We start from the raw sequence: 23,521 nt of genomic DNA, 5'->3' as shown, positions 1-23,521 counted from the left end.
CGGACCCCGCCGCGCAGTCGCCGGCCGCGGCGCAGACGCCGGCCGCGCAGACGCCTGCCACGGAGACGCCCGCTGCGCAGACGCCGGCCGCGCCGACGCCGGCCGAGCCCGCACCGCCCACCGAGTCGACCCCGCCCGCCGCCGAGCCGCCGCCCGCCAAGCCCGCCCCCACCACGCCCAGCCGCGACGGCGCGGAGGAGTTCGACCTGCGCTGAGCGGCGCCCGGCCAACGCGTGTCAGCCGGCTGACCTTGAGAGCGTCTACGCGCCAAAATGGGCAGTAGCGATCAGGTGCCAGACGATGGCTGCCGATTGGGAGGGGGGAAGCAGGGCCGGTCGCGCGACGGATGGCCAGTGACGCTTCCGTCCCCCGACATGAGGTCCCTCTCTCGATGCTCGTTCGTCTGCGCCTGCGTGCGCTGATCCTCACCCTCGCGGCCACCTTCGGCCTGCTCTCTCTCACCACGTTCGTCACCTCCGCGCACGCGGACGGCACGCCGAACATCACCGGCACGATCAACTCACCGACGATTCTTCACGGTGAAACAGTTCCGGTCAGCTTCGAGGTGAGAAATCCCGCCGGGCAGCCGTACGGTTACAACCTCAGCTTCCGCGTGGTGCTGCCGGCCGGCGTCACCTACAGCGGCGGCGCCGCGCAGGCGCCGACGACGGTCGCGGGCCCGGGCGTGGGGGAGACGACGCTGATCTTCAGCAACGTCGCCGACCTGTCGCCGAACGCCTCCAACACGCTCGCGTTCGACGTCGACTACGACGTCGCCCTCTACGACGTCGGCAGCAGATTCGAGATCTCCGCGCAGGCGTTCCTCAACGACCAGCCGCGCTACATCCCAAGATTCGACGGCGCCGGCCTGCCGGTCGGCCCCAGCGCCACCAGCTACACCGGGTACACGCCGGTGCTGAGAGGCGTCACCACGATCAACGCGATCGAGATCGAGAAGGACGAGCCCTCCTGGGAGGGCGAGATCATGCGCGGCGTGCATGACCACCAGACCGTCTACACGGTCACGGTGAGAAACAACGGGATCAGACCGACCAACGGCGTCAGAGTCGTCGACTACGTCCCCGCCGGCCTCGAGTTCCTCGGCTGCGGCGGCCCCGGCTCCGACAACACCAGAAACGCGCCGACCAACCCCGGCAGCGCCGAGGAGTACCCGGGCAAGGGCCCGATCGTCGTCCCCGCGCTCGCGCCCTGTGACGTGCCGACCGTCGTCGACACCGTCAACGTCGACCCCGACGGCGCCGGCCCGCTGCCGAGAGCGGTCTACACCAGAGTCGAGTGGACGATCGGCATGCTCGCGAGCAGAAGCAGCTACGAGCTGAGATATCGCGCCGCGATCCCGATCCGCGAGAACACGATGACGTGGTCGGGCGCGACGCCGGCGAGAACCGGCGCGCAGGGCACCAACCTCGACAACAACAACGGCCCCGAGACGCGCGACGAGCAGGAGCTGACCAACTACGCGACCGCGTCGGGCTCCTACAACGGCACGCTCGCCGTCTCCGACGAGACGTGGCTGACGCGCACCGCCGAGGACTGGGTCGTGCACAAGGAGGGCTCCGATCCCGCGCTCGTACAGGGCGCGCTGACGATCTGGACGCTGACCTTCCAGACCTCCGAGTACCGCTCGGTCAGAAACGGCGTCGTCACCGACACGCTGCCGAGCGGCCTCTGCCCGATCGGCGTCAGAAACTTCACGACGCAGAACGACGCCCCTGACGCGCAGTGCGATCCGATCGCCGGCCAGAACCCGACGATGCCGTACACGAGCGTCACCGAGAACGCCGACGGCACCTTCACGATCACGTGGGATCAGGGTGACTTCCCGCAGCTGGCGCAGACGAACGTGAGCCAGACGTTCACGCTCAGATTCCCGACCGTCACGCGCACCCATTACCAGAGAAACTTCCTCCCGACGACGCCGATCCTGACGCGCGACACGGTCGAGAACAGAGTCACGACCGACGCCGACTCGATCGTCCGCTGCCTGGCGCCCGGCACGCCCGACTGCACCACGCCCGGCCCGGAGATCAACCACGACGCCGGCTACGGCACCGGCACCTCACTGCCCGACGCCAGCCAGGCGAGCCAGCTCGCCGCCCGACCTGACATCTTCAAGCTGGTCGCGCAGTCGGGCACCGACTGCTCGATCGCGACGTACGTCAGAACGGTCCCCGTCTACCACCCGGGCGACCGCGTCTGCTGGCAGCTGCACGTCAACTTCCCCGTCGGCGTCGACACCTCCCCGCAGGTGATCCGCGACTTCCTGCCCTCCGGAGCCAGATACGAGAGAGGCAGCGACAGCGTCCACGGCCCCAACGACGTCTCCGCGACGATCGACGACAGCCTGTCGGACTCCGACAGCGTCCTCGGCTGGACGGTCGGCGGCGGCACGGTGCCGAGAGGCAGCCGCATCTTCGAGCGCGTCATCTCGACGATCGTCGGCCCCTCCGTCGACGATCCCAACCAGGACATCCTCGGCAACCTGATGAAGTTCTCGGCCGAGAACACGGCGAGAGTCTCCGAGCCGCTGCGCGACCGCCGCGAGTTCAGACTGGAGCTGCCGGAGGTCGACCTCGTCAAGGGCGTCGCCAGAGTCGAGCGCGGCGGTTCGCAGGTGCTCGGCCCGTTCGCCGCCGACAGAGACCACAGAATGGTCCAGGCCGGTGACAGAGTCACCTACCGCGTCGACGTCACCAACAGCGGCGGTCAGGACGCCGAGCAGGTGAGAGTGTGGGACGTGCTGCCGATCAGAGACTACGACTGCACGTTCGTGGTCGCGCCCGGCGCGGTCTGCGTCGACGGCGGCCTCGGCGTCGCCGACCACATCGAGTGGACGGTGCCGCTGATCGCTGCCGGCACCACCACCACGCTCGAGTACAGCGTGATCGTGCCGCTCGACATCGGTCCCTCGCGTCAGCTCGACAACAGAGCGGGCGTGCGCGACTTCGCCGGCAGAACGAACCTCAACACGCTCTACCCGTACACGCCCGCGAACAACATCGACCCCACCCATCCGGAGGCCGCGAGACCGAACGCGCCGGCCGCCGACGACGTCTCCGACGTCTACACCGCCGACGCGACCGTCGCCAAGAGAGTGACGACCCCGATCGACAGCGCCGCCGACGGCAACACCGCCGCGCAGGCGACGATCGGCGAGCGCGTCGACTACACCGTCACGGTGACGATCCCGGCCGGCACGACGCTGCACGGTGACGGCTTCGTCGCCGACACGCTCGACAGCGCGACGCGTCAGCCGTACGTCGCCGGCTCCGGCAGACTGGCCGTCGCCGGCCCGATCACGCTCGCCGACGTCGTGCTCGACGAGCCGGCCGGCAGCGCGCCCGGGATCAGAATCAGAAGAGACTTCGTCGTGCCCCCGAGTGGGCCCGACGCCGTCGTCACGCTCACCTTCAGCACGCTCGTCGCCGACGTCGCGGGCAACTCGCGCACGGCGGCCGACATCAACAACAGAGCGACGCTGAGATGGACCGACCCGACCGAGGGCGCGCAGACGCAGAACTCGGCGCTCGTCAGAACGACGCTCGTGGAGCCGGTCATCAGACAGGCCAAGAGCGACGACAGAAACCCCGACCGCGTGATCCCCGGCGAGATCGTCGAGTACACGCTGACGACGACCAACGACAACAGCGGCGGCCGCGTCTCGACCGCGCACGACGTGACGCTCGTCGACACGGTCCCGGTCGGCGTGACGCCGATCGACGTCGCCCCGGGCAACGCCCCGCTCGCCGACGGCGCGACCGTGCCGGGCAGCGGCGGCGCCGTCTGGAACAGCGGCGCGCGCACGATCACCAAGACCGTCGCGACGCTGCTGCCGGGCGCCAGAACGTCGTTCAGATACCGCGTCAGCGTTGACGACCCCGCGATCGGTGGCGCCGAGCTGACCAACAGAGTGGTCACCAGAACGGCCTCGCTGCCGAGCAGCGAGGGCGGCCGCCGCACCAGCGGCACCGGTTACGAGGCGAGAGCCGAGGACACGATCCGGATCCAGGGCGCGTCGGTCGCCAAGACCGTCTCGCCGCTGAGAGCGACCGTCGGCGAGCACGTCACCTACGACGTGCTGGTGACGATACCGGCGGACGTCTCGCTCTACGACGTCACCGTGACCGACCTGCTGCCGGACACGATCGCGTTCGACAGATACGGCGCGGTGACCCCCGTCAGCGGCCCCGCGATCGTCAACAGAGTCGAGTTCTACGACGCGGTCAGAAACGGTGACGGCACGACGACGGTCGCGTGGGACTTCGGCGACCTCGTCGCCCCGCTGTCGACGCCGCAGGTCGTGAGACTGACCTACAGCGGCCACGTGCTCGCGAGAGACAGAACGAACGCCGACGTGGTCGCCGGCGACACCGCCGTCAACAGCGTCACCGTCGGCTCCAACCGCAGCGACAGAGTCGGTCCGTTCGACAGAACGACGATCCCGACGACGTTCGAGGACGACTCGCCGCCGTCGAGAGCGACGGTCACCGTGATCGAGCCGAGAGTCTCGATCGACAAGCAGGTGAGAGTGGGGAGCGGCAGCTTCGAGGACGGCCCGGCGACGGCGCAGTCCGACGACCCGCTGACCTACCAGCTGACGATCAGAAACAGCGGTGACGGCCCGGCGCACGACATCGTCGTGACCGACGAGCCCGACGCCGAGCTGACCGACGTCAGACTCGACACGCTGCCGCCCGGCGTCACGGTGACGAAGGCGTGGAGCGCGGGCGATCGCAGAATCGAGCTGGCGATCGCCGGCCCGATCGCGCCCGCCGGCGACGTCGTGATCACCTACACGGCGAGACTGGTCGCCGCGAGCGGCCTCAGCGACGGGCAGGCGATCGACAACACCGCGGCGGTTCCGCACTACTTCGGCCTCTCCGAGTCCGAGCGGACCGATCCCGGCAACGCCGGCATCACGTACCGCGACTACACCGACGGCGGCGACGACAGCACCAGAGTGGTGCTCGACTTCCCGACGCTGACGCTGGTCAAGACGACCGGCCTGGCGAGCTTCCCCGACAGAGGGGACGCCGAGGTCGGCCAGCCGTTCCCGTGGCGCGTCACGGTCAGAAACACCTCCACGACGGCGACCGCCAGTGACGTCGTCGTCACCGACACGCTGCCGGAGAACTGGGCCTACGCGGCCAGCTCGGCGACGCTGACCCCCGGCGGTGCCAGCGAGCCGACGGTGACCAGAAACGCCGCCGGCGACAGACTGGCGTGGACGATCGCGAGCATCGCGCCCGGCGCGACGGTCACGATCGACTACAGAGCGACCCCGGCGGTCGCGGCGGCGAGATCGCCCGGCCTCGGTGCCGATGCGCACGTCAACAGCGCGCTCGTCAGCTCGGCCAGAGACGAGGCCGGCAACAGCGGCAACGCCGATGGCGACTACGGCACGCCGGCCGACGACGCGAGAGCGACGCTGCTGGTGCCGGCGCTGGCGATCAGCAAGACGCCGGACAACGGCGCCGCGGTCGCGGGCGAGGAGTCGACCTTCAGCATCGAGGTCGAGAACAGCGGCTCGGTCGACGCCCGCAACGTCGTCGTCACCGACGTGCTGCCGAGAGGCCTCAGCTACGACGCGACCAACAGAAGAGCGACGGCCGCCCCGGCGACCGGCTTCACCGAGAGATCGGTGACGGCCGGCCCCGGCGCGGGCGAGACGACGATCGTCTGGAACGTCGCCCAGCTCGATGCCGGCGCGAGAGTGACGATCACCGTCCCGGCGAGAGTCGCCGCCGACGTGGCTGACGGCACGACGCTGACGAACAACGCCAGCGCCGTCTCCGACGAGGTGCCCGATCCCGTCAGAGACGACGGCAGCCTCGACGTGGGCGCCGAGACCGACCTCGCGGTCAACAAGTCCGGTCCGGGCACGTATCTGCCGGGCGGCAGATACACGTGGAGCGTGCGGGTGCGCAACCTCGGCCCCTCGGACGCGCAGGCGGTCGAGCTGACCGACGCGCTGCCGGCGGGGACGAGATTCAGCTCCGCCGACGCGCCCTGCACCGAGGCCGCGGGCGTCGTCAGATGCGCGCTCGGGACGGTCCCGGTCGGCTATGACAGAACGTTCGCCATCACGGTGACGGTCGATCCGGCGATGACCACCACGCTGACCAACACGGCGTTCGTCAGCACCACGACGACCGACACCGACAACGGCAACGACAGCGCCAGTCACGGGCCGACCGCCGCCCCGATCGCCGATGTCACGATCGTCAAGACGGCGACGCCGCCGGCGATACCGAGAGGCGGTCAGTCGACCTTCACGCTGACGATCACCAACCTCGGCCCGTCGGTCGCCGAGGACGTCAGAGTGACCGACGCGCTGCCGGCCGGGCTCGAGTTCGTCTCGGTCGACGACACCGACTGCAGCGAGCTGGCCGGTGTCGTCAGCTGCGCCTTCGGCGACCTCGCCGTGAACGCGCCGATCAGAGTCCAGATCGTCGTCAGAGGCAACGTCGAAGGTGCCTTCACCAACAGCGCGACGGTCACGACGAGAACCCCGCAGCCTGCCGGCGGCGGCGAGCCCGACACCGGCAGAGCGACCGTCACGGTCGGTCCGGTCGCCGATCTGGCGATCGAGAAGAGCGGCCCCGCGACGGTCGCCGCAGGCGGCCAGGCGACCTGGCAGCTGAGAGTCACCAACAACGGCCCCGACGACGCGACCGGCGTCACCGTGACCGACACGCTGCCGGCGGGGACGACCTTCGTCACCGCCAGCAGCGGCTGCACGGCGGCCGGTCAGACGGTCACGTGCGCGCTCGCCGACCTCGCCGTCGGCGCGAGCACGACCGTCGAGGTGACCGCGACGGTCCCGTACGCGCTCGGCTCGGCGACGATCGTCAACAGCGCGACGGTCAGAGGCGACAAGATCGACTCCGACCCCTCCAACGACAGCGACGAGGCGAGCACGGTCGTCGGTCCCTCGACCGACCTCGCGATCGTCAAGTCCGGCCCCGCGACCGCGACGGCCGGCGGCACGATCACGTGGACGCTGATCGCGACCAACAACGGTCCGAGCACGGCGACCGGCGTCACGGTCAGCGACGCGCTGCCGGCCGGCGTCGGGTTCGTCTCGGCGACGCCGACGCAGGGCGCCTGCACGCCCAACGGCCAGACGGTCGGCTGCGCGCTCGGCGAGCTGCCGAGCGGCGGCTCGGCGCAGATCCAGCTCGTCGGCCAGGTCGGCGCCGGGCTGGCGAACACGACCGTCGTGAACATCGCGACGGTCACGGGCGAGCAGCCCGATCCCAACCCCGCCAACGACCGCGGCGAGGCGGCGACGCAGATCGTCCCGCCGCCGCCGGCTCCGCCCGTGCCGCCGGCCGAGCAGGGCTTCGACCTCGCGATTGTCAAGCGCGTCAGCGGCGGTGGCAGAGCGGCCGTCGGCGGCACGCTCGGCTACACGCTGCGCGTGACCAACGCCGGTCCGGGCAGCGCGACCGGCGTGACGGTGACGGACACGCTCCCGCGCGGGCTCGATCCGCTGAGAGCGTCGGTCGCGGGCGGCAGCTGCACGGTCAGAGGCCAGCTCGTCAGATGCGCGCTCGGCACGCTCGCGGCGGGGCAGAGCAGAACGATCTCGCTGCGCGTGAGAGTGCTCGCGAGCGGGACGATCCGCAACACCGCGACGGTCGCGGCCCACAGAGCGGACCTCAATCCGCGCAACGACAGCTCGACCGTCCCGGTGACGGTGCCGGTGCCGCGCGCGACGCTGAGCATCGAGAAGCGCGCGCTCGGCAGAGGCGCCGTGCGGCGCGGCGGCGCGGTCCGCTTCCGCGTCACGGTTCGGAACACGAGCGCGTCGGCGGCGACCGGCGTGACCGTCTGCGACCGCCTGCCGGAAGGGCTCAGCCTGCTGAGCACCGGCGGCGGCAGACTGCGCGACGGCGACCTCTGCTGGAACGCGGGGCTGCTGGCCGGCAGAGCGACGCGGACGTTCACGTTCCGCGCCCGCGTGCTCGCTGACGTCCGCGGCCCGCGGATCGTCAACGTCGCGAGCGTGACCGCGGAGAACGCGGCCAGAAGACAGGCGCGCGCGGCGATCCGCCTCTCGGGTCCGATCGGCGGCGTGCTGCCGGCGGCCGGCAGAGGCGGCGGTGTCACGGGCTAGCCGAGCGCTCGTCGCAGCGATCGTGGCGGTGGCGGCCGGAGTCTCTCCGGCCGCTGCCGCACCCGCGATCGCCACCCCCGACGAGCAACTCGCCCCGACCCCGCGCCGCGCCTGGACCGCCCGGCTCGTCACGACCGCGACGATCCGCTCCAAGCCCGAGGCCGATGCCAAGCCGATCGGCCGGATCGCGCCGATCGCGGTCTGGAACGGCGGCGTCGTGCGGCTGCTCGTGCTCGGCCGGCATGCCGGCGTCGACGGCCGCAGGTGGCTGCGCGTCGCGCTGCCGACGCGGCCCAACGGCAGCGACGGCTGGATCGACGCGGACGTCGCGCGGCTCAGCGCGACCCCGTGGCGGATCGAGATCGACCTGCGCGCGCGCCGCGGCAGCGCCTTCCGCGACGGTCGTCGCGTGCGCACCTGGCCGGTCGTGATCGGCACGGCCGCGACGCCGACCCCGCGCGGGCTGTTCGCCGTCTACGAGCGCGTGCGCCAGCCGCTCGGCTCGGAGCTCGGGCCGTGGGCGCTGCACATCACCGGCCACTCCGACGTGCTCGACGACTTCGGCGGCGGCCCCGGCCGCGTCGCGCTGCACGGTCGCGCCGGGGCGCTGCTGAACGACCCGCTCGGCAGCGCCGCCTCGCACGGCTGCATCCGCCAGGACGACGGCGTGATCGCGTGGCTGGCCGCGCGCGCCGGCCCGGGCACGCCGGTGCTGGTGCGTTAGTCCGGCGCCCGCTCGATGCTCGGCGCGCCGCCGATGCGGTCGAGCCAGCGCTCGCGGCGGGCGTCCCACGTCGCCGCACGCGCGGTCGCCTTCTCCAGCTTCCTGCTGCCGTCCTTGTAGAAGCGCCGGGCCCAGATCGAGTTCGGCCGCGCGAGGCGGATCCCGGCGAAGGCATAGATCGGCGGGAAGAAGAAACCGATCGCCGCGAGCCGCACCTTGCCCTTCACGAGCACGAGCGCCGCCCACGCGACGTGGAACAGGACGCTGCCGAGCAGCGCCCAGTCCGACTCGTCGTCGGTGTCGAACGGGCCCCCGGTGTTGATGATCAGCAGCCCCAGCACGGCGACGACGATCGCGACGTCGACCGAGGCGCGCCCCTCTCTCGCCCAGTAGACGTCCTCGAGGTAGAGCCACAGCGCGAACTCGTCGATCGTCAGCCCGGCGCCGATGCCGAAGACGATCGCGAGCAGCGCCAACAGCGTCCCGTCGGCCTCCTGCGCGTAGGTGACGAAGCCCGCGCCGATCATCAGCGCGATCCCGATCACGAGGTGGTGGACGTGCACCCCGCTCGTCTCGATCGAGCCCGGCCACCACGGCACGCGCGGGCTGCGCATCAGCCGCGTCGAGGCGCGGATGAAGAGGAAGGCGGCGAGGAAGCCGACCAGTGCCCAGGCGCCTGCGCTCACGAGCCTGCGCTCACGACCCCGACGCCGAGACCGCCCCCGCGGGCGGGTTGTCGCCCTCCGCGACCGCGCGCCGCACCGGCGGCACGAACAGGCGGCCGATCAGCGGCAGGTCGAGGAAGCCCTCGACCGACGCGTACAGCAGCGCGACCTTCGGCAGCTCGGAGAGGTCGTCGATCACGATCGAGCGCGGCAGCCACTGCGGGCCGAACTTCGCGTTGAAGTCGCGCAGCGACTGGATCTGGAAGTACGGGTTGAGGCCCTTGGCGACCTTCTGCTCGAAGCGGCCGAGCCAGCCGGCGTCCTCCGCCGTGTCGAGCAGCCGGCCCCACGCGGCGAAGTTCAACGACAGCCGTCTGACGCCGTCGGCGCCGAGCGTCAGCGCGGCGTTGGCGATCAGGAACTCGGTCAGGCCGTTGGCCGACTCCGGCTTGCGCCGCATCAGGTCGAGCGAGTAGCCGCGGTCCTCGCCGTAGGCGGGGACGAAGCGCAGGAAGCCGGCCGGGGCGCCGCTGGCGTCACGCGCCAGCGCGATCACGAAATCGGGGTCGGTGCCCTCGACGTCCTCGCCCAGCTCCATCGTGAAGCCGCGCTCGTCGTTGCCTCTGCGCCACTCGGCGGAGATCGCGTTCAGCTGCGCGACCAGCTCCGGCGACGCCTCGTTCTCGCGCAGCAGCTCGAACGAGTGGTCGCGCCCGACGCGGTTGACCGCCTCGCGCACCGACTTCATCGCCTTGCCCTGCAGCGTGAAGGTGTCGCAGCGCAGGATCGCCTCGTCGCCGAGGTAGATCGCGTGCATGCCGCGGTCGCGGTAGAGCGGCGCGTCGGCCTCGCGCACGGCGAGGAAGGCGACGCCCCAGCCCTGCTCGCGGCAGAACGCGAGGAACTCGTCGAGCACCTGCGCGCGCTGCGCCGGCGGCCCGATCGGGTCGGCGGCGACCATCGCGTAGCCGCGCACGTAGGCGTAGGCGATCAGCGATCTGCCGTCGGCGGAGAAGAAGTAGCTCTTGTCGCGCCGCAGGGCGAAGTAGGCGAGCGTGTCCGAGCCCCACTCCTTCACGATCGCGCGCGCCCGCGCGCGGCGATCCTCGCTCGGCGGCGTTCTCTGCACGAGCGGCCGGAACAGCAGGTAGAGCAGGATCGCGAGGCCGGCGATGCCGAGCACCAGCAAGGCGTCTGAGAAGAAGTCGTGGAACAGGCGCCGTCTGTACTCGTACTCGCCGTCGGCGCCGACGAGGCCGCCGAAGGTGGTCTTCAGCACGCCGCCGGCACCGAGGTGGGGCGAGACGTTGTTGGCCTGCGTCAGCAGCGAGACGACGCCGAAGGTCAGCACGACGCCGACGTACACCGGGATGAAGGCGAGCGCGTCGACGAACGAGCCGGGATCGCCCTTGGCGCGGAAGTCGTCGCGGTTCCAGACGAAGGCGACGAACATCGCGGCGTTGGCGAGCGCGGCGAGCGGATCCGGGCCCTTCAGCACGTGCACGACGGTCGCGGCGCCGAACAGGCCGAGCGCGATCCAGTAGGCGCGCTCCTTGCCGCGCGCGACCTGCCGCGCGACCGCGATCAGCGCGATCCCGAGCACGACCGAGAGCACGAACGTGACGGCGCGGCCGGGCCGCTCCAGCAGGTTGCCGAAGCCGAAGGACCAGTCGAGCAGCGGCAGCGACGGCAGCAGCGACAGCACGCCGACGAGCGCGGTCAGCCACGCGAGCGGCTTCAGCGCGCGCGGCTTGCGCGTGATCGGGACGGCGCGGTGGATCGCGACGGGGGCGCCAGCGCCCTCGGCACCCTCGCCGTCATCGCGAGCAGAGCCCTCCGACAGCGCCAGCGGCTCCGGGCCGCTCGCGGTCGCCGGCGCTCTCTGGCCGCCGCCCTCCTGCGGGCGCAGGGTGGGGAAGAGGATCACGTCGCGGATCGAGTCGACGCCGGTGATCAGCATGATCAGGCGGTCGATCCCGACGCCGAGGCCGCCGGTCGGCGGCAGGCCGTACTCGAGCGCCTGCACGTAGTCGTCGTCGACCGGCTCAGCCTCCTCGTCGCCGCCGGCCTGCTGCTTGGCCTCGTAGGCGAAGCGCTCGGCCTGGTCGACGGGATCGTTCAGCTCGGAGTAGGCGTTCGCCAGCTCACGGCCGGCGACGACCAGCTCGAAGCGCTCGGTCAGCAGCGGGTCGTCCCGGTGCGTGCGAGCCAGCGGCGAGATCTCCTTCGGATGGTCCATCACGAAGGTCGGCTCGATCAGCTTCGACTCCGACAGCTCGTCGCAGACCTCGGAGAGGATCTTGCCCGAGCCCCACACGTCCATCCACTCGACGCCGAATCTGTCGGCGATCGCGCGCGCCTCCTCGACCGGCATCGACGGGTGCATGTCGACGCCGCCGTGCTCCTTGATCAGCTCGATCATCGAGGCGCGGCGGAAGGGCGGTCTGAGGTCGATCTCGCGCTCCCCGACTCTGACGATGGTGGTGCCGTTGGCGGCCAGCGCCGCGCGCGAGACGAGCGTCTCGGTCAGCTCCATCATGTCTCTGTAGTCGCCGAAGCTCTGGTACGCCTCCAGCAGCGTGAACTCGGGGTTGTGACGCGTGTCGAGCCCCTCGTTGCGGAAGACGCGGCCGATCTCGAAGACGCGGTCCATCCCGCCGACGAGCAGCCGCTTCAGCGGCAGCTCCAGCGCGATCCGCAGCGACATCTCGATGTCGAGCGCGTTGTGGTGGGTCAGGAACGGCTTCGCGGAGGCGCCGCCTGCCTGGCTCAGCAGCACCGGCGTCTCGACCTCGCGGAAGCCGCGCTCGATCAGCACCTCGCGGACGGCGGCGATCGCGACCGAGCGGGCGGCGAAGACCTTGCGCGCCGGCGGGTCGACGACGAGGTCGACGTAGCGGCGGCGGTAGCGCGCCTCCGGGTCGGTGAGGCCGTGGCGCAGGTCGGGCAGCGGCCGCAGCGCCTTCGACAGCAGCGCGAACTCGCTCAGCGCGACCGTCAGCTCGCCGGTCTGGGAGGCGATCACCTCGCCGGCGACGCCGACCCAGTCGCCGAGGTCGAGCGCGGCGAAGTCGTGCAGCGCCTGCTCGCCGAGCACGGCGCGGTCGGCCAGCAGCTGGATCGTGCCGGTCTCGTCCATCAGGTCGGCGAAGTCGAGCCCGCCGTGACGGCGCAGGCCCATCACGCGGCCGGCGACGTGGACGGTCTCGCCCGTTCTGGCGCCGGGCGCGAGGCCGGCGTGGCGCTCGTGCAGCGCCGCGGCGGTCGCGTCGCGATCGAAGCGGACGGGGTAGGGCTCGATGCCGCGCTCACGCAGCGCGTCGAGCTTGGCGAGGCGGCGGGTCCGCTCCGCCTCCTGGAAATCGGCCTTGGGGGCGGCCGGGTCGGCGCCCGCGGCGCCAGCGGCCTCGTCGGTAGCGCTCACGCGGGGCATGCTGGCGAGCCCGTCGGACGGCGTCAAGGCACCGCCGCGTGGTCTGTCAGGATCGCATGCCCAAACCGCTGCACGCCGACGAGGATCGTCAAGTCGGCAGCGCCGTGGCCGATGAGGAGCAGTGATGCCGCAGCCCAATCAGCTCGACGCCGTCCTCGCGCAGGCCAAGCGCGACCGCGGGCGCCTGAACGCAGGCGCGATGGGCGCCGGCAGCCTCACCGCGCTCGGCATCGCCTCGGTCGTCGGCGCCGGCATCTTCGTCACGACCGGAACCGCCGCCGCGCAGTACGCCGGCCCGGCGGTCGTCTTCTCCTTCCTGCTCGCCGGGCTCGCGGCCGCCGTGACGGCCCTCTGCTACGCCGAGCTGGCGGCGATGATCCCGGCCGCCGGCTCGACCTACTCGTACGCCTACGCGACCTTCGGCACCTTCCTCGCCTGGTTCATCGGCTGGGACCTGCTGCTCGAATACCTCTTCGCCGCCTCGACGGTTGCGGTCGGCTGGTCCGGCTACTTCGACGCGATGATGCACTCGATCGGCATCACGCTGCCGCATTCGCTCACGAACGCGCCGTTCCAGGACAACGGCGGCGTCGTCAACCTGCCTGCGATCGCGATCGTCTTCCTCACCTGCGCGCTGCTGTGGCGCGGGCAGAAGGAGTCGTCGACGGCCAACAACTGGATGGTCGCGCTGAAGCTGACGGTGCTGGTCGCCTTCATCGGCTTCGGCATCTTCTACGTGACGAAGTCCAACTGGGAGCCGTTTCTGCCCTCGAACACGGGCGCCTTCGGTGACTTCGGCATCTCCGGCGTGCTGCGCGCGGCCGGCGTCGTCTTCTTCGCCTACATCGGCTTCGACGCCGTCTCGACGGCCGCCTCGGAGGCGCGCAACCCGCAGAAGACGATCCCGATCGGCCTGATCGGCACCGTCCTGACGGCGACCGTCCTCTACGTCCTGATCGGGATCGTGATGACCGGCATGGTCGACTACCACCGGCTCGACGTCGCCGACCCGATCGCCGAGGCGGTGCGCGCCGCCGGCCCGGAGCTGGCATGGCTGGAGGCGGCCGTCTCGATCGCCGCCGTCGTCGGCCTCGCCGCGACCGTGCTCGTGACCTTCTACGGCCAGACGCGGATCTTCATGCGGATGGCCTCCGACGGCATGCTGCCGGACAAGCTCGGCGCCGTCGGCCGCTACAAGACGCCCGGCTTCGCGACGCTCGTCTGCGCGATCTTCGGCGGGCTCTGCGCCGGCTTCACGCCGATCGACGTGCTGACCAACCTCGTCTCGATCGGCACGCTGCTGTCGTTCGTGATCGTGAGCGGGGCGGTGCTCGTGCTGCGCCGCCGCCGGCCCGAGCTGGAGCGGCCGTTCCGCGTCCCGTTCGTCAACGTCACGGCGCCGTTCGGGATCCTCTGCGCCGGCGCGCTGATCGCGCTGCTGCCGATAACGACCTGGATCCGGCTGGCGGTCTGGCTGCTGATCGGGCTCGTGATCTTCTTCGCCTACGCCAAGCCGCGCTCGACGGCGCGGATGGCCGAGGTCAACGCGGTCGGCGCCGACGAGGCCGCGCCGACGGCGCCGGCGGCGTAGGCGGGTTCCGGTCGTGGAGATCGCCCTCGCGCTCGCCGCCGCGCTGCTGTTCGCGCTCGGCTCGGTCCTGCAGCAGAAGGCCGGCCTCGACGAGCCCGAGGCGGCGGCCGGCTCCAGCGGCGGGCTGCTGCTGCGGATGGCGCGGCGGCCGGTGTGGCTGGTCGGGATCGCCTCCGACGCGCTCGGCTTCGTCGCGCAGGCGATCGCGCTGACGATCGGTCGGCTGGCGGTCGTGCAGCCGCTGCTGGTCTCCTCGGTCGTCTTCGCGCTGCCGCTCGGCGCTCGCTTCACCGGCCAGAAGATCCGCCGCGCCGACGTGATCGCCGCCGCTGTGGTGACCGCGTCGCTGGCCGTCTTCCTCTTGGTGGCTGACCCCTCCGGAGGCCGCGACGACGCGCCCTTCGGGCAGTGGCTGATCGCCGGCGGCGCGCTCGGCGGGGTCTCGGCCGCGCTGGTGCTCGCGGCCAGGGATGCGAAGCCCGCGACGAAAGCCGCCCTGCTGGGGATCGCGACCGGTCTGCTGTTCGGCCTCAGCGCCGCGCTGACGAAGGCGGTCGGCGACCAGTTCGAGGAGGGCGTCTTCACGATCTTCACCGACTGGCACACCTATGCGCTGCTGGTCGTCGGCTACGCCTCGATGACGCTCAGCCAGCTCTCCTTGCAGACGGGCGTCCTGGCCCCGGCCGTCGCGACGAGCATGGCCTTCGACCCGATCTCCTCGGTGATCCTCGGCACGACCCTGCTGCAGGAGTCGCTCCACACCTCGACGCTCGGCGCCGTCGCGGCGGTCGCGGCCTTGGTGGCGGCACTGGGCGGGCTGGCGGTCCTGGCGCGCACCCAAGAGGGCTCGGTCGCCTCGAAGCCGGCGCAGGGCACGGCGATGCCGGCGGAGTCAGCCGCGTAGCCGGCCACGCGCGCGCATGCGCGTGAATCTGTGGTTGCTCAGCAACCACAGATTCACGCGCATCGTGGCGCCGCCGTCCGCGCGGCGCCGGCGCGCCGCTCGGCGACGCCGAGCACCGCGATCCCTATCGCGAAGGCGAGCGGGTGCTCGATCCCGTACCAGTCGATCGTCGCCAGCCAGGCGGCGAGCGCGACGCAGGCGGCGGCGACGAACAGCAGGTCGAGCGGGTCACGGCGGCCGGCGCGGCGCATGCGCAGCACCGCGCCGGCGAAGAGGACCCCGAACTGCGCCGCCATCACGCACGAGACGCCGTAGTCCCAGTCGTCGGAGATCAGGTCGGCGGCGTCGTTGCCGAGCGTGATCGCGATGCCGATCGCGGCGTAGGCGAGCAATGCCGAGCCGACGTGGCCGAGCAGCGCCGCCGCCCACCAGACGCGCGGCCCGTGGCGCAGGATCACCGCGGTCGTGACGGCGGCCAGCAGCGCGACCTGCAGCAGCGGCACCTCGCCGTCGACGAGCAGCGAGCTGGTCAGCAGGTGCCAGACCTCGCCGCGGACGAGCGTGTCGGGGCTGGAGCCGAGCTCGGCGGGGGAGAGGCCGAGCCCGAACAGCTCGATCGCCGCGACGAGCGCGATGTAGGCGGCCGCCGCGAGGGTGAGGAGCAGGTCGCCGTGGGTCACCCGCGCGCGCCCGCGCGCTGATGCCTCGTCGCGCCCGCTGCTCATCCTGTCAGGCTACGGCCTCGACCCGCGCGACCGCCGTCGCGCGCAAGGCACCACGAAGAGGAGCGATCCGCATGGCCACCACCGCACCCGCGATCTCCGTCACCGGCGTCGACTTCATCTCGATCCCGTCACGCGACCTCGCCGCCTCCGCGGCGTTCTACAACGGCCTGCTGGGGCTCGAGCGCTCGAGCGTCTGGCAGAGAGACGGCGAGCCGCCGCTGGGGATGGAGTTCGAGAACGGCACCGTCACGATCGCGCTGATCGACCCCGCCGGGATCGGCCGGGAGTTCGTCGCGCACACGATGCCGATCGCCTTCAGAGTCGACGACGTCGCCGTCGCGCGCGCGGCGCTGGAGGAGCGTGGGATCGTCTTCTTCGGCGAGACGATCGACTCCGGCGTCTGCCACATGACCCACTTCGCCGACCCCGACGGCAACGTGCTGATGCTCCACCACCGCTACGCGCCGCGCTCGTAGCGCGACGCGTCGCGGTGATGGGGGCTCAGCGCAGGCGGACGGCGAGCGCGAGCCCGCCGATCCGCAGCGTGTAGCGGCTGCCGCGCGCGACCGTGCGGGTCGTGCGCAGCGCGCCGACCTGGCCGCGCGCGACGGTGCGGCCGTTGCGCGTCAGGCTCGCGCGGGTGGACGCGCGGAGTCTCGTGCTCTTGCCGGCCTTCGTCGATCTGACCGTGCACGCGATCCGCTGTCTGCCTCTCGCTCTGGCGAGCCTGCAGACGACCTTCGCGTCACGGCCGGGTGCGCCGCGGTCGCCCTTGGCGCCCGTGTCGCCCTTGGCGCCGGCATCGCCCTTCGCGCCGTTCGCGCCGCCGTCGCCCTTCGGCCCGGCCGTGCCGGTCGCGCCCGTGGCGCCGGTCGCGCCGGTGTCGCCGGTCGCGCCCGTGCCGCCGGGAGCGCCGCTGTCGCCCTTCGGCCCTCTCTCACCGGGCTCGCCCTGCTCGCCGTCGTCGCCCTTCGGCCCCTGCGGCAGACCCGTGCTGGTCGCGCTGAGCGCGGCCGTGCTGGTCCCCGCAGGGGTGTCGTCGGTCAGCACCAGCGTCGCGTGCGAGACCGCCTCGGCGCGCGCGGGCGCGAAGCGCACGAGCACCTCGCAGGTCTCGCGCGCGGCGACCGCTCCGTCGGTGCACGTCTCGTCGGCGACGAGGAAGTCGCCGGCCGAGAGGCCGTCAGCGTCCTTGATCCGCACGCGCGTGACGTGCAGGTCACCGACGCCGGTGTTCTCGACCACGACCTTCCGCACCGGGCCGATCGTGCCCTGCGCCTGATCGGGGAACTCCGGCACGTCGAACGCGGTGTGCGGCGCCGTGTCGACCGGCTGCGGCACGGTGATCTCGTGGCTGCCGGAGCCGACCTCGGCGTGCAGCAGGTCGCCGTCGACGGTCGTCGCGACGGCGGTGCCGTCGACGACGATCTCGTCTCTGCCGCCGAGCACGCGCGGCAGCGTCACCTCCGCGACGGTGTTGGCCGGCGCGGTCAGGCTCAGCACGATCCCGTCCGCGGGCGTGTTGGTGAACGCCGCGGCGATCTCACCGCGCACGGTCGGGGTGGTCACGCTCGCCTGCCCGAGCGTGCCCGGCTGCGGCGCGACGCTGAAGCGCGACCAGCCCGGCGCGGCCGGCGCGAGCCCGAAGATCCCCTTCGTCACGTTGACGACGGGGCTCGCCGCCCACGGGTGCGAGAACGACGTGTTCGGCTTCAGCGCGGGGTCCCACGCCTCCATCACGGCGCCGGCGCCCAGCTCGATCATGTGCAGCCACGAGCGCTGCTGCGTCGAGGTCATCATTCTGATCGAGGCGTCGGCGCGGCCGGCGTTCGTCAAGCCCTGCAGCACGAACTGCGCGCAGAAGACGCTGCACGACATGCCGCGGTCGTCGAGGTAGGCGGCGGCGCGCGCCGCTCTCGCCGGCTCCGGGATCCCGAACGCGAGCGCGAAGGCGCTCGCGTGCGCGGCCCAGTGGTAGATCGGCGAGCCGTCGTCGTTGAGGCCGTCGCGGTAGGCGCCTCTGTCGGCGTCCCACAGTCTCGCGTCGATCCCCTGCCGCAATCTCGCCGCGTAGCCGGCGAAGCTGGTCGCGTCGGCGTCCTTGCCGAGCGCGCCGGCGATCTCCGCCATGTCGGCGAACGATCTGTACGCCCATGCGTTGATGACGGTGTTGTACGTCGTCATCACGTAGCCGTCGCGCTCGCCGGCCGGCCAGTCGACGAGGTCGTCGACGCCGCTGATCGACTTCGGCTTCTTGATCAGCCCGTCGGCAGTCACGTAGGCGGTCGGCAGGAAGGCGCGCAGCGCGTCGTACTGGCGCGCGAGCGAGGTCGTGTCGCCGGTCTGCTGCCAGTCCTCCCAGGCGGACAGGATCGTCGCGTAGCGCCACTCGGTCGGCCACGACGGGCGGAAGGCCGTGTACTCGGTCGACCAGCGCGCGAGCGCGCGATCGGAGCTGACCGCGTGCTGCGCCATCAGGTTGATGTAGTTGTCGCCGCCGTACTCGGGGCCGCGCTCGCGCGTCGCCGAGTCCATGAAGACGTCGAAGTCGAGCGCCTCGATCGAGTTCTTCGTGAACTGCCAGACCTGGTTCAGCAGCGGGTCGTCGGAGCTGAAGGTCGCCTCGCCGCGGTCGAACGGAGTGAGCAGCGCGGTCGCCTTCACGTCGTCGATCGTGAAGCCGGCGGGCAGGCCGGTCAGCTCGAGGTAGCGGAAGACGCGGTAGCCCCAGTGGCGCAGCGTCTGGTCGCCGTCGCTCAGCGTCCACGTGTCGCGGTAGGTGTTGCCGGTCCGCATCGCGTAGCGGACGGTGCCGTCCGCGTTCAGCTCCTCGCCGAGGCGGACCTCGACCTGATTGCCGGAGGTGCCATTGGCGACGTGCAGTCTGATGCCGCCGATCCAGCTGCGGCCGAAGTCGACGACGACGCGGCCCGGCTCGATCTCTCTGATGCTCGCGGCCGGCTCGTCGCGCTCGATCGGGTTGACCGTCTGCGCGGCGACGAGCCCGGTCAGCGGCGTCTTCTCGGTGACCGTTCTCCAGTCGGCGTCGTCGAAGCCCGCGTCCTGGAAGCCGAATGGGAAGGTGCGCGCGTCGAGGTTCTCGACCGGCGCGTTGAAGAAGCCGGTGCCGATCGAGCCGCCGCCCGCGAACGCCTGGTATCCGGCCCAGCCCTTCCAGCCGGTCGCGCCGGTGCCGAACGTCTGCGTCGTGCCGTCGGCGTAGACGACGTCGAGCTGGCCGAGGAAGCGCTGGTCCTTTCTCGTGTACGCCTGCGCGGCGAGCACGTTCTGCTCGCCTTGTCTGAGCAGGTCGGCGACGTCGTAGCCGGCGTAGGCGATCGTGCCGCTTCTGGGCGCGACCGTCGGGCCGAGGCCGACCAGTCTGCCGTTGACCCAGGTGCGGTAGACGAACTGGCGCGTGTCGTCGCGCGAGCTGCCGGTCGCGTAGAGCGTCGCCGACGCGATCGGCTTGTCCTCGAGCGCGACGGTGCCGCGCAGGAAGGCCCAGTCGGGGGTTCCGCCGGCGACGCAGACACCGGAGAAGCCGACCGTCATGACGCCGCCCGCGACGTTGCCGCAGGGGATCTCGCCGGCCGCTCTGGAGAAGTCGTTTCTGTAGAGGACGGTGCTGTCGGGCGCGGTCACCGTCAGGTCGTCCCATCTGGCGATCTCGGTGCGGCCGTTGCGGAAGCCGACCGAGCCGTTGGCGGCGTCGGCGACCGTGCGCTGGTCGACCTGGGTGCCGTCGACGAACGTCGTAAAGGTATTGCCGATCGCCGAGATCGCGATCGTGTGGGCCTGCCCGTCGTTGAGGTTGATGCCGGTCGGCATTCTCGTCGCGGTGCCGCTGGTCGCGTAGGTGCCGCTCTTGAGCGTGTGCGGCACGACCGAGTTGTTGTCGGCGCGGAACTGCCACATCAGGCCGTTGCTGCCGTCTCTCATGCGGAACTGCAGGCCGGCCGCGACCGCGTCGATTCTCAGTCTCGCGCTGACGGTGTAGTCGGTCCAGCTGGAGTATCTGTCGTTGTTGACGATCCAGATCGGGGTCGCCTCCCAGCTGTTGCGCGCGGTCCCGAACTGGGCCGGCTGCGACCAGTCGCTGACCGTGCCCTGCTCGCCGGCGGGCGCGCCGCGCCCGGCGGTCCAGGTGCGGACCGACCAGCGGTAGCGGGTGCCGGGCGTGAGCGCGGGGCCGGCGTAGGCGACGCCGGTCGAGGCGGCCGACTCGACGCGGCCGGAGTCCCACAGCGGCGTGCCGCCGTCGGCGAGGCCGGCGGCGGTCGTCGCGACGCGCACCTGGTAGGCGCGCTGGACGACGTCGTCGGCGTCGGAGCGCACGTGCCACGACAGCTTCGGCGCCGTCAGGTCCGCGACGACGAGCGGCTTGGGCTGCAGCTCGACGGCGAGCGCCGCCGGCGCCGGGCCGGCATCCGGATCGTCGCCGAGGGCGGCGACCGGCAACGTCACGGCCGCAGCGGCGACCCCCGCGACGGCGATGCCGCGCAGCAAACGGGTGGGGACCAACTCCTGCTCCTCTCTCCTCACAAACTTCCGAGCGCCATCTTACGATCGAACGCGGTCGATTTGGGAAAAGTTCGCCAGGTTTACGTCACAAACGATCGTTCTCGATGGCAAAGGTGTCTTGTCGGAGGCGCGATCGCCTCGCCTCTCTTCGGGGTGGCGGGGGCGAACTTTCGGGGTGAAGAGGGGAGCCGCCGCCCGTTTCGGGGCACCCCGGTCCGCTCGTAGCGTGGCGGCCATGCACTCGATCCGGAAGCTCACCGCAATCGCCGTCACCGCCGGGGCGCTCGCCGCTCCCGCGAGCGCCGCCGCCGACTCGATCGTCTACACGAGAGGCCACAACATCTGGCTCGCCGACGGCGACGGCGGCAGTCAGTACCAGGTCACCACCGACGGGACCGCCGAGAACCCGTGGCGATCGCCGTCGCAGGCCGACGACGGCACGATCGTGGCCGCGCGCGCCAAGCCCAACGGCGGCCCGCTCCACCGTCTGCGCCAGAACGGCGACGTCATCAATCAGATCCCGCTGCCGGCGATGCAGGCCGGCCCGTTCGACCCGGCCGTCTCGCCCGACGGCGCGCTGATCGCCTACGAGCACACCTTCGCGCGCTACGTCAACGGCTGGCTGGAGACCGGCTCCGACATCCGCTACGCGCGGGCCGACGGCTCCGGCGGCACCGAGCAGTGGCCGGGCGTCTCGACCGGCGCGACCGCGCCCTCATGGATCGACAACGGGCGCACGCTCGTCGGCCGTGGCTCGGTCGCCTTCACGCAGCAGCCCGGCAGCGCCTCGCAGCAGTGGTGGAGCGACTACGACCACTACGGGATCTTCGGCGCCGGCGGCGACCTCTCCGACGGCGAGACGGCCGGCGGCCGCGTCGCGATGATCCGCGGCGGCGCCGTCGACGGCAACACCGTCGTCGTCTACGACGCGGCCGGTGGGATCGGCGCGACGCCGGGCTACCTCTGCACGATCGGCGATCCGGCCGCGGGGCCGAACGGCCGCCGCTTCGCCGATCCGACGCTGTCGGCCGACGGCCGTCGCGTCTACACGCAGCAGGGCGACGGGATCTACGTCGCGGTCGCGCCGGCCGGCAACGGCTGCGACGGCTGGACCGAGCGGCGCGTGATCGACGGCGGCGCCGAGCCCGACTGGGGGCCGGCGAACGTCAACCCCGGGCCGCGCACGCCGGTCGGCGGGGGCGGGGGCGGCGGTGGCACGTCGCCCGCGCCCGCCCCGGCGCCTGCGCCCGCGCCCGTGAGAACGCCGACGGCGCCGAGCGCGCCGAGCGGGACGAGAGCACCGGCGAGAGCGCCGAGCAGAGCCGCGAACCGCTGCGCTCGTCTCAAGGGCGCCAAGCGGACCGCCTGCCTCAAGCAGGTCAAGCGCGCTCAGGCGATCGCGAGATGCAAGCGCACGAAGAAGGCCAAGGCGCTGACGCGCTGCGTGCGCGCGGCCAAGCGGAGCACCCGGTGAGCGCCCCGCCGGTCGCGCTCGCCGTCACCCCCGTCGCCGCCGACCCCGCCGCCGCCTACGCCCTGTTCGAGCTGCTGGCGCCGGCCGGGGCGGCGCTGCCGCCGCACATCTGCGCCCGCCACGACGCGACGCTGACGGTGCTCGACGGCGAGGTCGAGGTCGTCCTCGCCGGCGAGCGGCGCCTGCTCGGCCCCGGCAGCCAGCTGCGGCTGCAGCGCGGCCGGCCGCGGCGCGTCGCCGTCGTCGCCGACGCGCGCCTGCTCTGTCTCAGCGTCCCCGCCGGCCTCCAGCAGCTCGCCGAGGCGCTCGCCGAGCCGTCCGCCGACCGCGACGATCTCGCCGCCCTGCTGGCCGACGGCGGCGTGACGCTGCTGCCGGCCGGCTGGGGCGCGCAGGTCCGCTAGATTCGCGCCGGTGGCGACGGGACGACAGGCGGTGGAGCTGCTCGAGCGCGAGGCGGCGTTCGGTCTCTTCGACGAGCAGCTGACCGCCGCGACCGAAGGGGCCGGCGCGCTCGTGCTGGTCGAGGGGCCGCCCGGCGTCGGCAAGACCGCGCTGCTGCGGCACCTGCGCGAGCGCGCCGCGGCGCGCGGGCTGCGGACGCTGCAGGCGGTCGGCGGCGAGCTGGAGCGCGAGTTCGCCTTCGGGATCGTGCGCCAGCTGTTCGAGCCGGCTGTGCTGGCGGCTGAGCCGCGGGAGCGCGAGCGGCTGCTGTCCGGCGCGGCGGCGCGCGCGGCGCCGCTGGTCGGTGCCGACCCGGGCGCCTTCGAGCCGAGCGCCGACGCCGGCTTCGCCTCGCTCCACGGCCTCTACTGGCTGGTCGCGGCGCTGACCGAGCAGACGCCGCTGCTGCTCGTCGTCGACGACGCCCACTGGTCCGACGCCGCCTCGCTGCGCTTCCTCGACTTCCTCGCGCGGCGCGTCCCGGAGCTGCCGCTGCTGCTCGCCGTCGGGCTGCGCCCGCATGAGCCGGGCGCCGAGCAGGCGCTGCTCGGCGCGCTCGCCGACGCGCCCGAGGTCGCCGTCGTGCGGCCGCAGCCGCTGACCGCGGCCGGCGTGCGCGCGATCGTCGACGGGCAGCTCGGCGAGGCGCGCGGCGGCGACGCGCTCGCCGCCGGCACCTTCGCGGCGACCGGCGGCAACCCGCTGCTGGTGCGCGAGCTGGTCCGCAGCCTCGCCGCGGGCGAGGAGCCGACCTTCAGCATCGAGGTCGAGAACAGCGGCTCGGTCGACGCCCGCAACGTCGTCGACACCGACGTGCTGCCGAGAGGCCTCAGCTACGACGCGACTAGCAGAAGAGCGACGCCCGCCCCGGCGACCGGCTACACCGAGAGATAG

The 23,521-nt window shown here is 72.1% G+C and carries 13 protein-coding genes; 9 read left to right on the top strand and 4 right to left on the bottom strand.

All coding sequences use genetic code 11. The features are described from left to right. The 3 genes from R7226_RS25535 to R7226_RS25525 form a co-directional block, all read left to right on the top strand. On the top strand, positions 1-215 hold a 215-nt coding region (locus R7226_RS25535), incomplete at its 5' end, for a hypothetical protein (protein WP_318600202.1). Between the two features lie 176 nt (positions 216-391). After that, positions 392-8,143 (top strand): hypothetical protein, encoded by a 7,752-nt coding sequence (locus R7226_RS25530; RefSeq protein WP_318600201.1) that lies wholly within the window; start codon positions 392-394, stop codon positions 8,141-8,143. Positions 8,144-8,171: 28 nt separating this feature from the next. Next, a complete protein-coding gene (locus R7226_RS25525; protein WP_318600200.1) occupies positions 8,172-8,867 on the top strand; it encodes a L,D-transpeptidase in 696 nt (231 codons plus the stop codon). Here R7226_RS25525 and R7226_RS25520 read toward each other — a convergent pair. Together R7226_RS25520 and lysS are read right to left on the bottom strand one after the other, a co-directional pair. Further along, positions 8,864-9,553, bottom strand: a complete 690-nt coding sequence (locus tag R7226_RS25520) for a hypothetical protein (protein WP_318600199.1) — start codon at positions 9,551-9,553, stop codon at positions 8,864-8,866. The genes R7226_RS25525 and R7226_RS25520 overlap by 4 nt on opposite strands. Positions 9,554-9,563: 10 nt before the next feature. Next, positions 9,564-12,956, bottom strand: coding sequence for a lysine--tRNA ligase (lysS, locus tag R7226_RS25515; protein ID WP_318600198.1), 3,393 nt, complete (start codon positions 12,954-12,956; stop codon positions 9,564-9,566). Between the two features lie 133 nt (positions 12,957-13,089). On the opposite strand from lysS, the gene R7226_RS25510 reads away from it, so the two are divergent. Both R7226_RS25510 and R7226_RS25505 read left to right on the top strand, forming a co-directional pair. Continuing rightward, positions 13,090-14,556 carry an amino acid permease gene (locus tag R7226_RS25510; RefSeq protein ID WP_318600197.1) on the top strand — a complete coding sequence of 489 codons (1,467 nt, stop codon included), beginning with the start codon at positions 13,090-13,092 and terminating at the stop codon, positions 14,554-14,556. A 13-nt stretch (positions 14,557-14,569) separates the two neighbouring features. Further along, on the top strand, positions 14,570-15,460 hold the full coding sequence (locus R7226_RS25505) for a DMT family transporter (protein WP_318600196.1): 891 nt from the start codon (positions 14,570-14,572) through the stop codon (positions 15,458-15,460). Between the two features lie 53 nt (positions 15,461-15,513). On the opposite strand, the gene R7226_RS25500 is transcribed toward R7226_RS25505, so the two are convergent. Next, on the bottom strand, positions 15,514-16,185 hold the full coding sequence (locus R7226_RS25500; protein WP_318600195.1) for a hypothetical protein: 672 nt from the start codon (positions 16,183-16,185) through the stop codon (positions 15,514-15,516). Positions 16,186-16,256: 71 nt separating this feature from the next. On the opposite strand from R7226_RS25500, the gene R7226_RS25495 reads away from it, so the two are divergent. After that, positions 16,257-16,661, top strand: coding sequence for a VOC family protein (locus R7226_RS25495; protein WP_318600194.1), 405 nt, complete (start codon positions 16,257-16,259; stop codon positions 16,659-16,661). A gap of 25 nt (positions 16,662-16,686) precedes the next feature. Here R7226_RS25495 and R7226_RS25490 read toward each other — a convergent pair whose 3' ends face one another. Next, on the bottom strand, positions 16,687-20,709 hold the full coding sequence (locus R7226_RS25490) for a family 78 glycoside hydrolase catalytic domain (RefSeq protein ID WP_318600193.1): 4,023 nt from the start codon (positions 20,707-20,709) through the stop codon (positions 16,687-16,689). A 235-nt stretch (positions 20,710-20,944) separates the two neighbouring features. On the opposite strand from R7226_RS25490, the gene R7226_RS25485 reads away from it, so the two are divergent. The 3 genes from R7226_RS25485 to R7226_RS25475 are packed head-to-tail and all read left to right on the top strand — an operon-like array spanning position 20,945 to position 23,521. After that, positions 20,945-22,183 carry a TolB family protein gene (locus R7226_RS25485; RefSeq protein WP_318600192.1) on the top strand — a complete coding sequence of 413 codons (1,239 nt, stop codon included), beginning with the start codon at positions 20,945-20,947 and terminating at the stop codon, positions 22,181-22,183. Then, positions 22,180-22,587 (top strand): cupin domain-containing protein, encoded by a 408-nt coding sequence (locus R7226_RS25480; RefSeq protein ID WP_318600191.1) that lies wholly within the window; start codon positions 22,180-22,182, stop codon positions 22,585-22,587. Before R7226_RS25485 ends, R7226_RS25480 begins: the two co-directional genes overlap by 4 nt. Positions 22,588-22,597: 10 nt before the next feature. After that, on the top strand, positions 22,598-23,521 hold the full coding sequence (locus tag R7226_RS25475; protein WP_318600190.1) for an AAA family ATPase: 924 nt from the start codon (positions 22,598-22,600) through the stop codon (positions 23,519-23,521).

The organism is Conexibacter stalactiti (genome assembly GCF_033542075.1).
Classification (GTDB): Bacteria; Actinomycetota; Thermoleophilia; order Solirubrobacterales; family Solirubrobacteraceae; genus Conexibacter; species Conexibacter stalactiti.
Note: the sequence above shows the minus strand (reverse complement) of the source record. Positions and strands in the feature narration are given on the sequence as shown.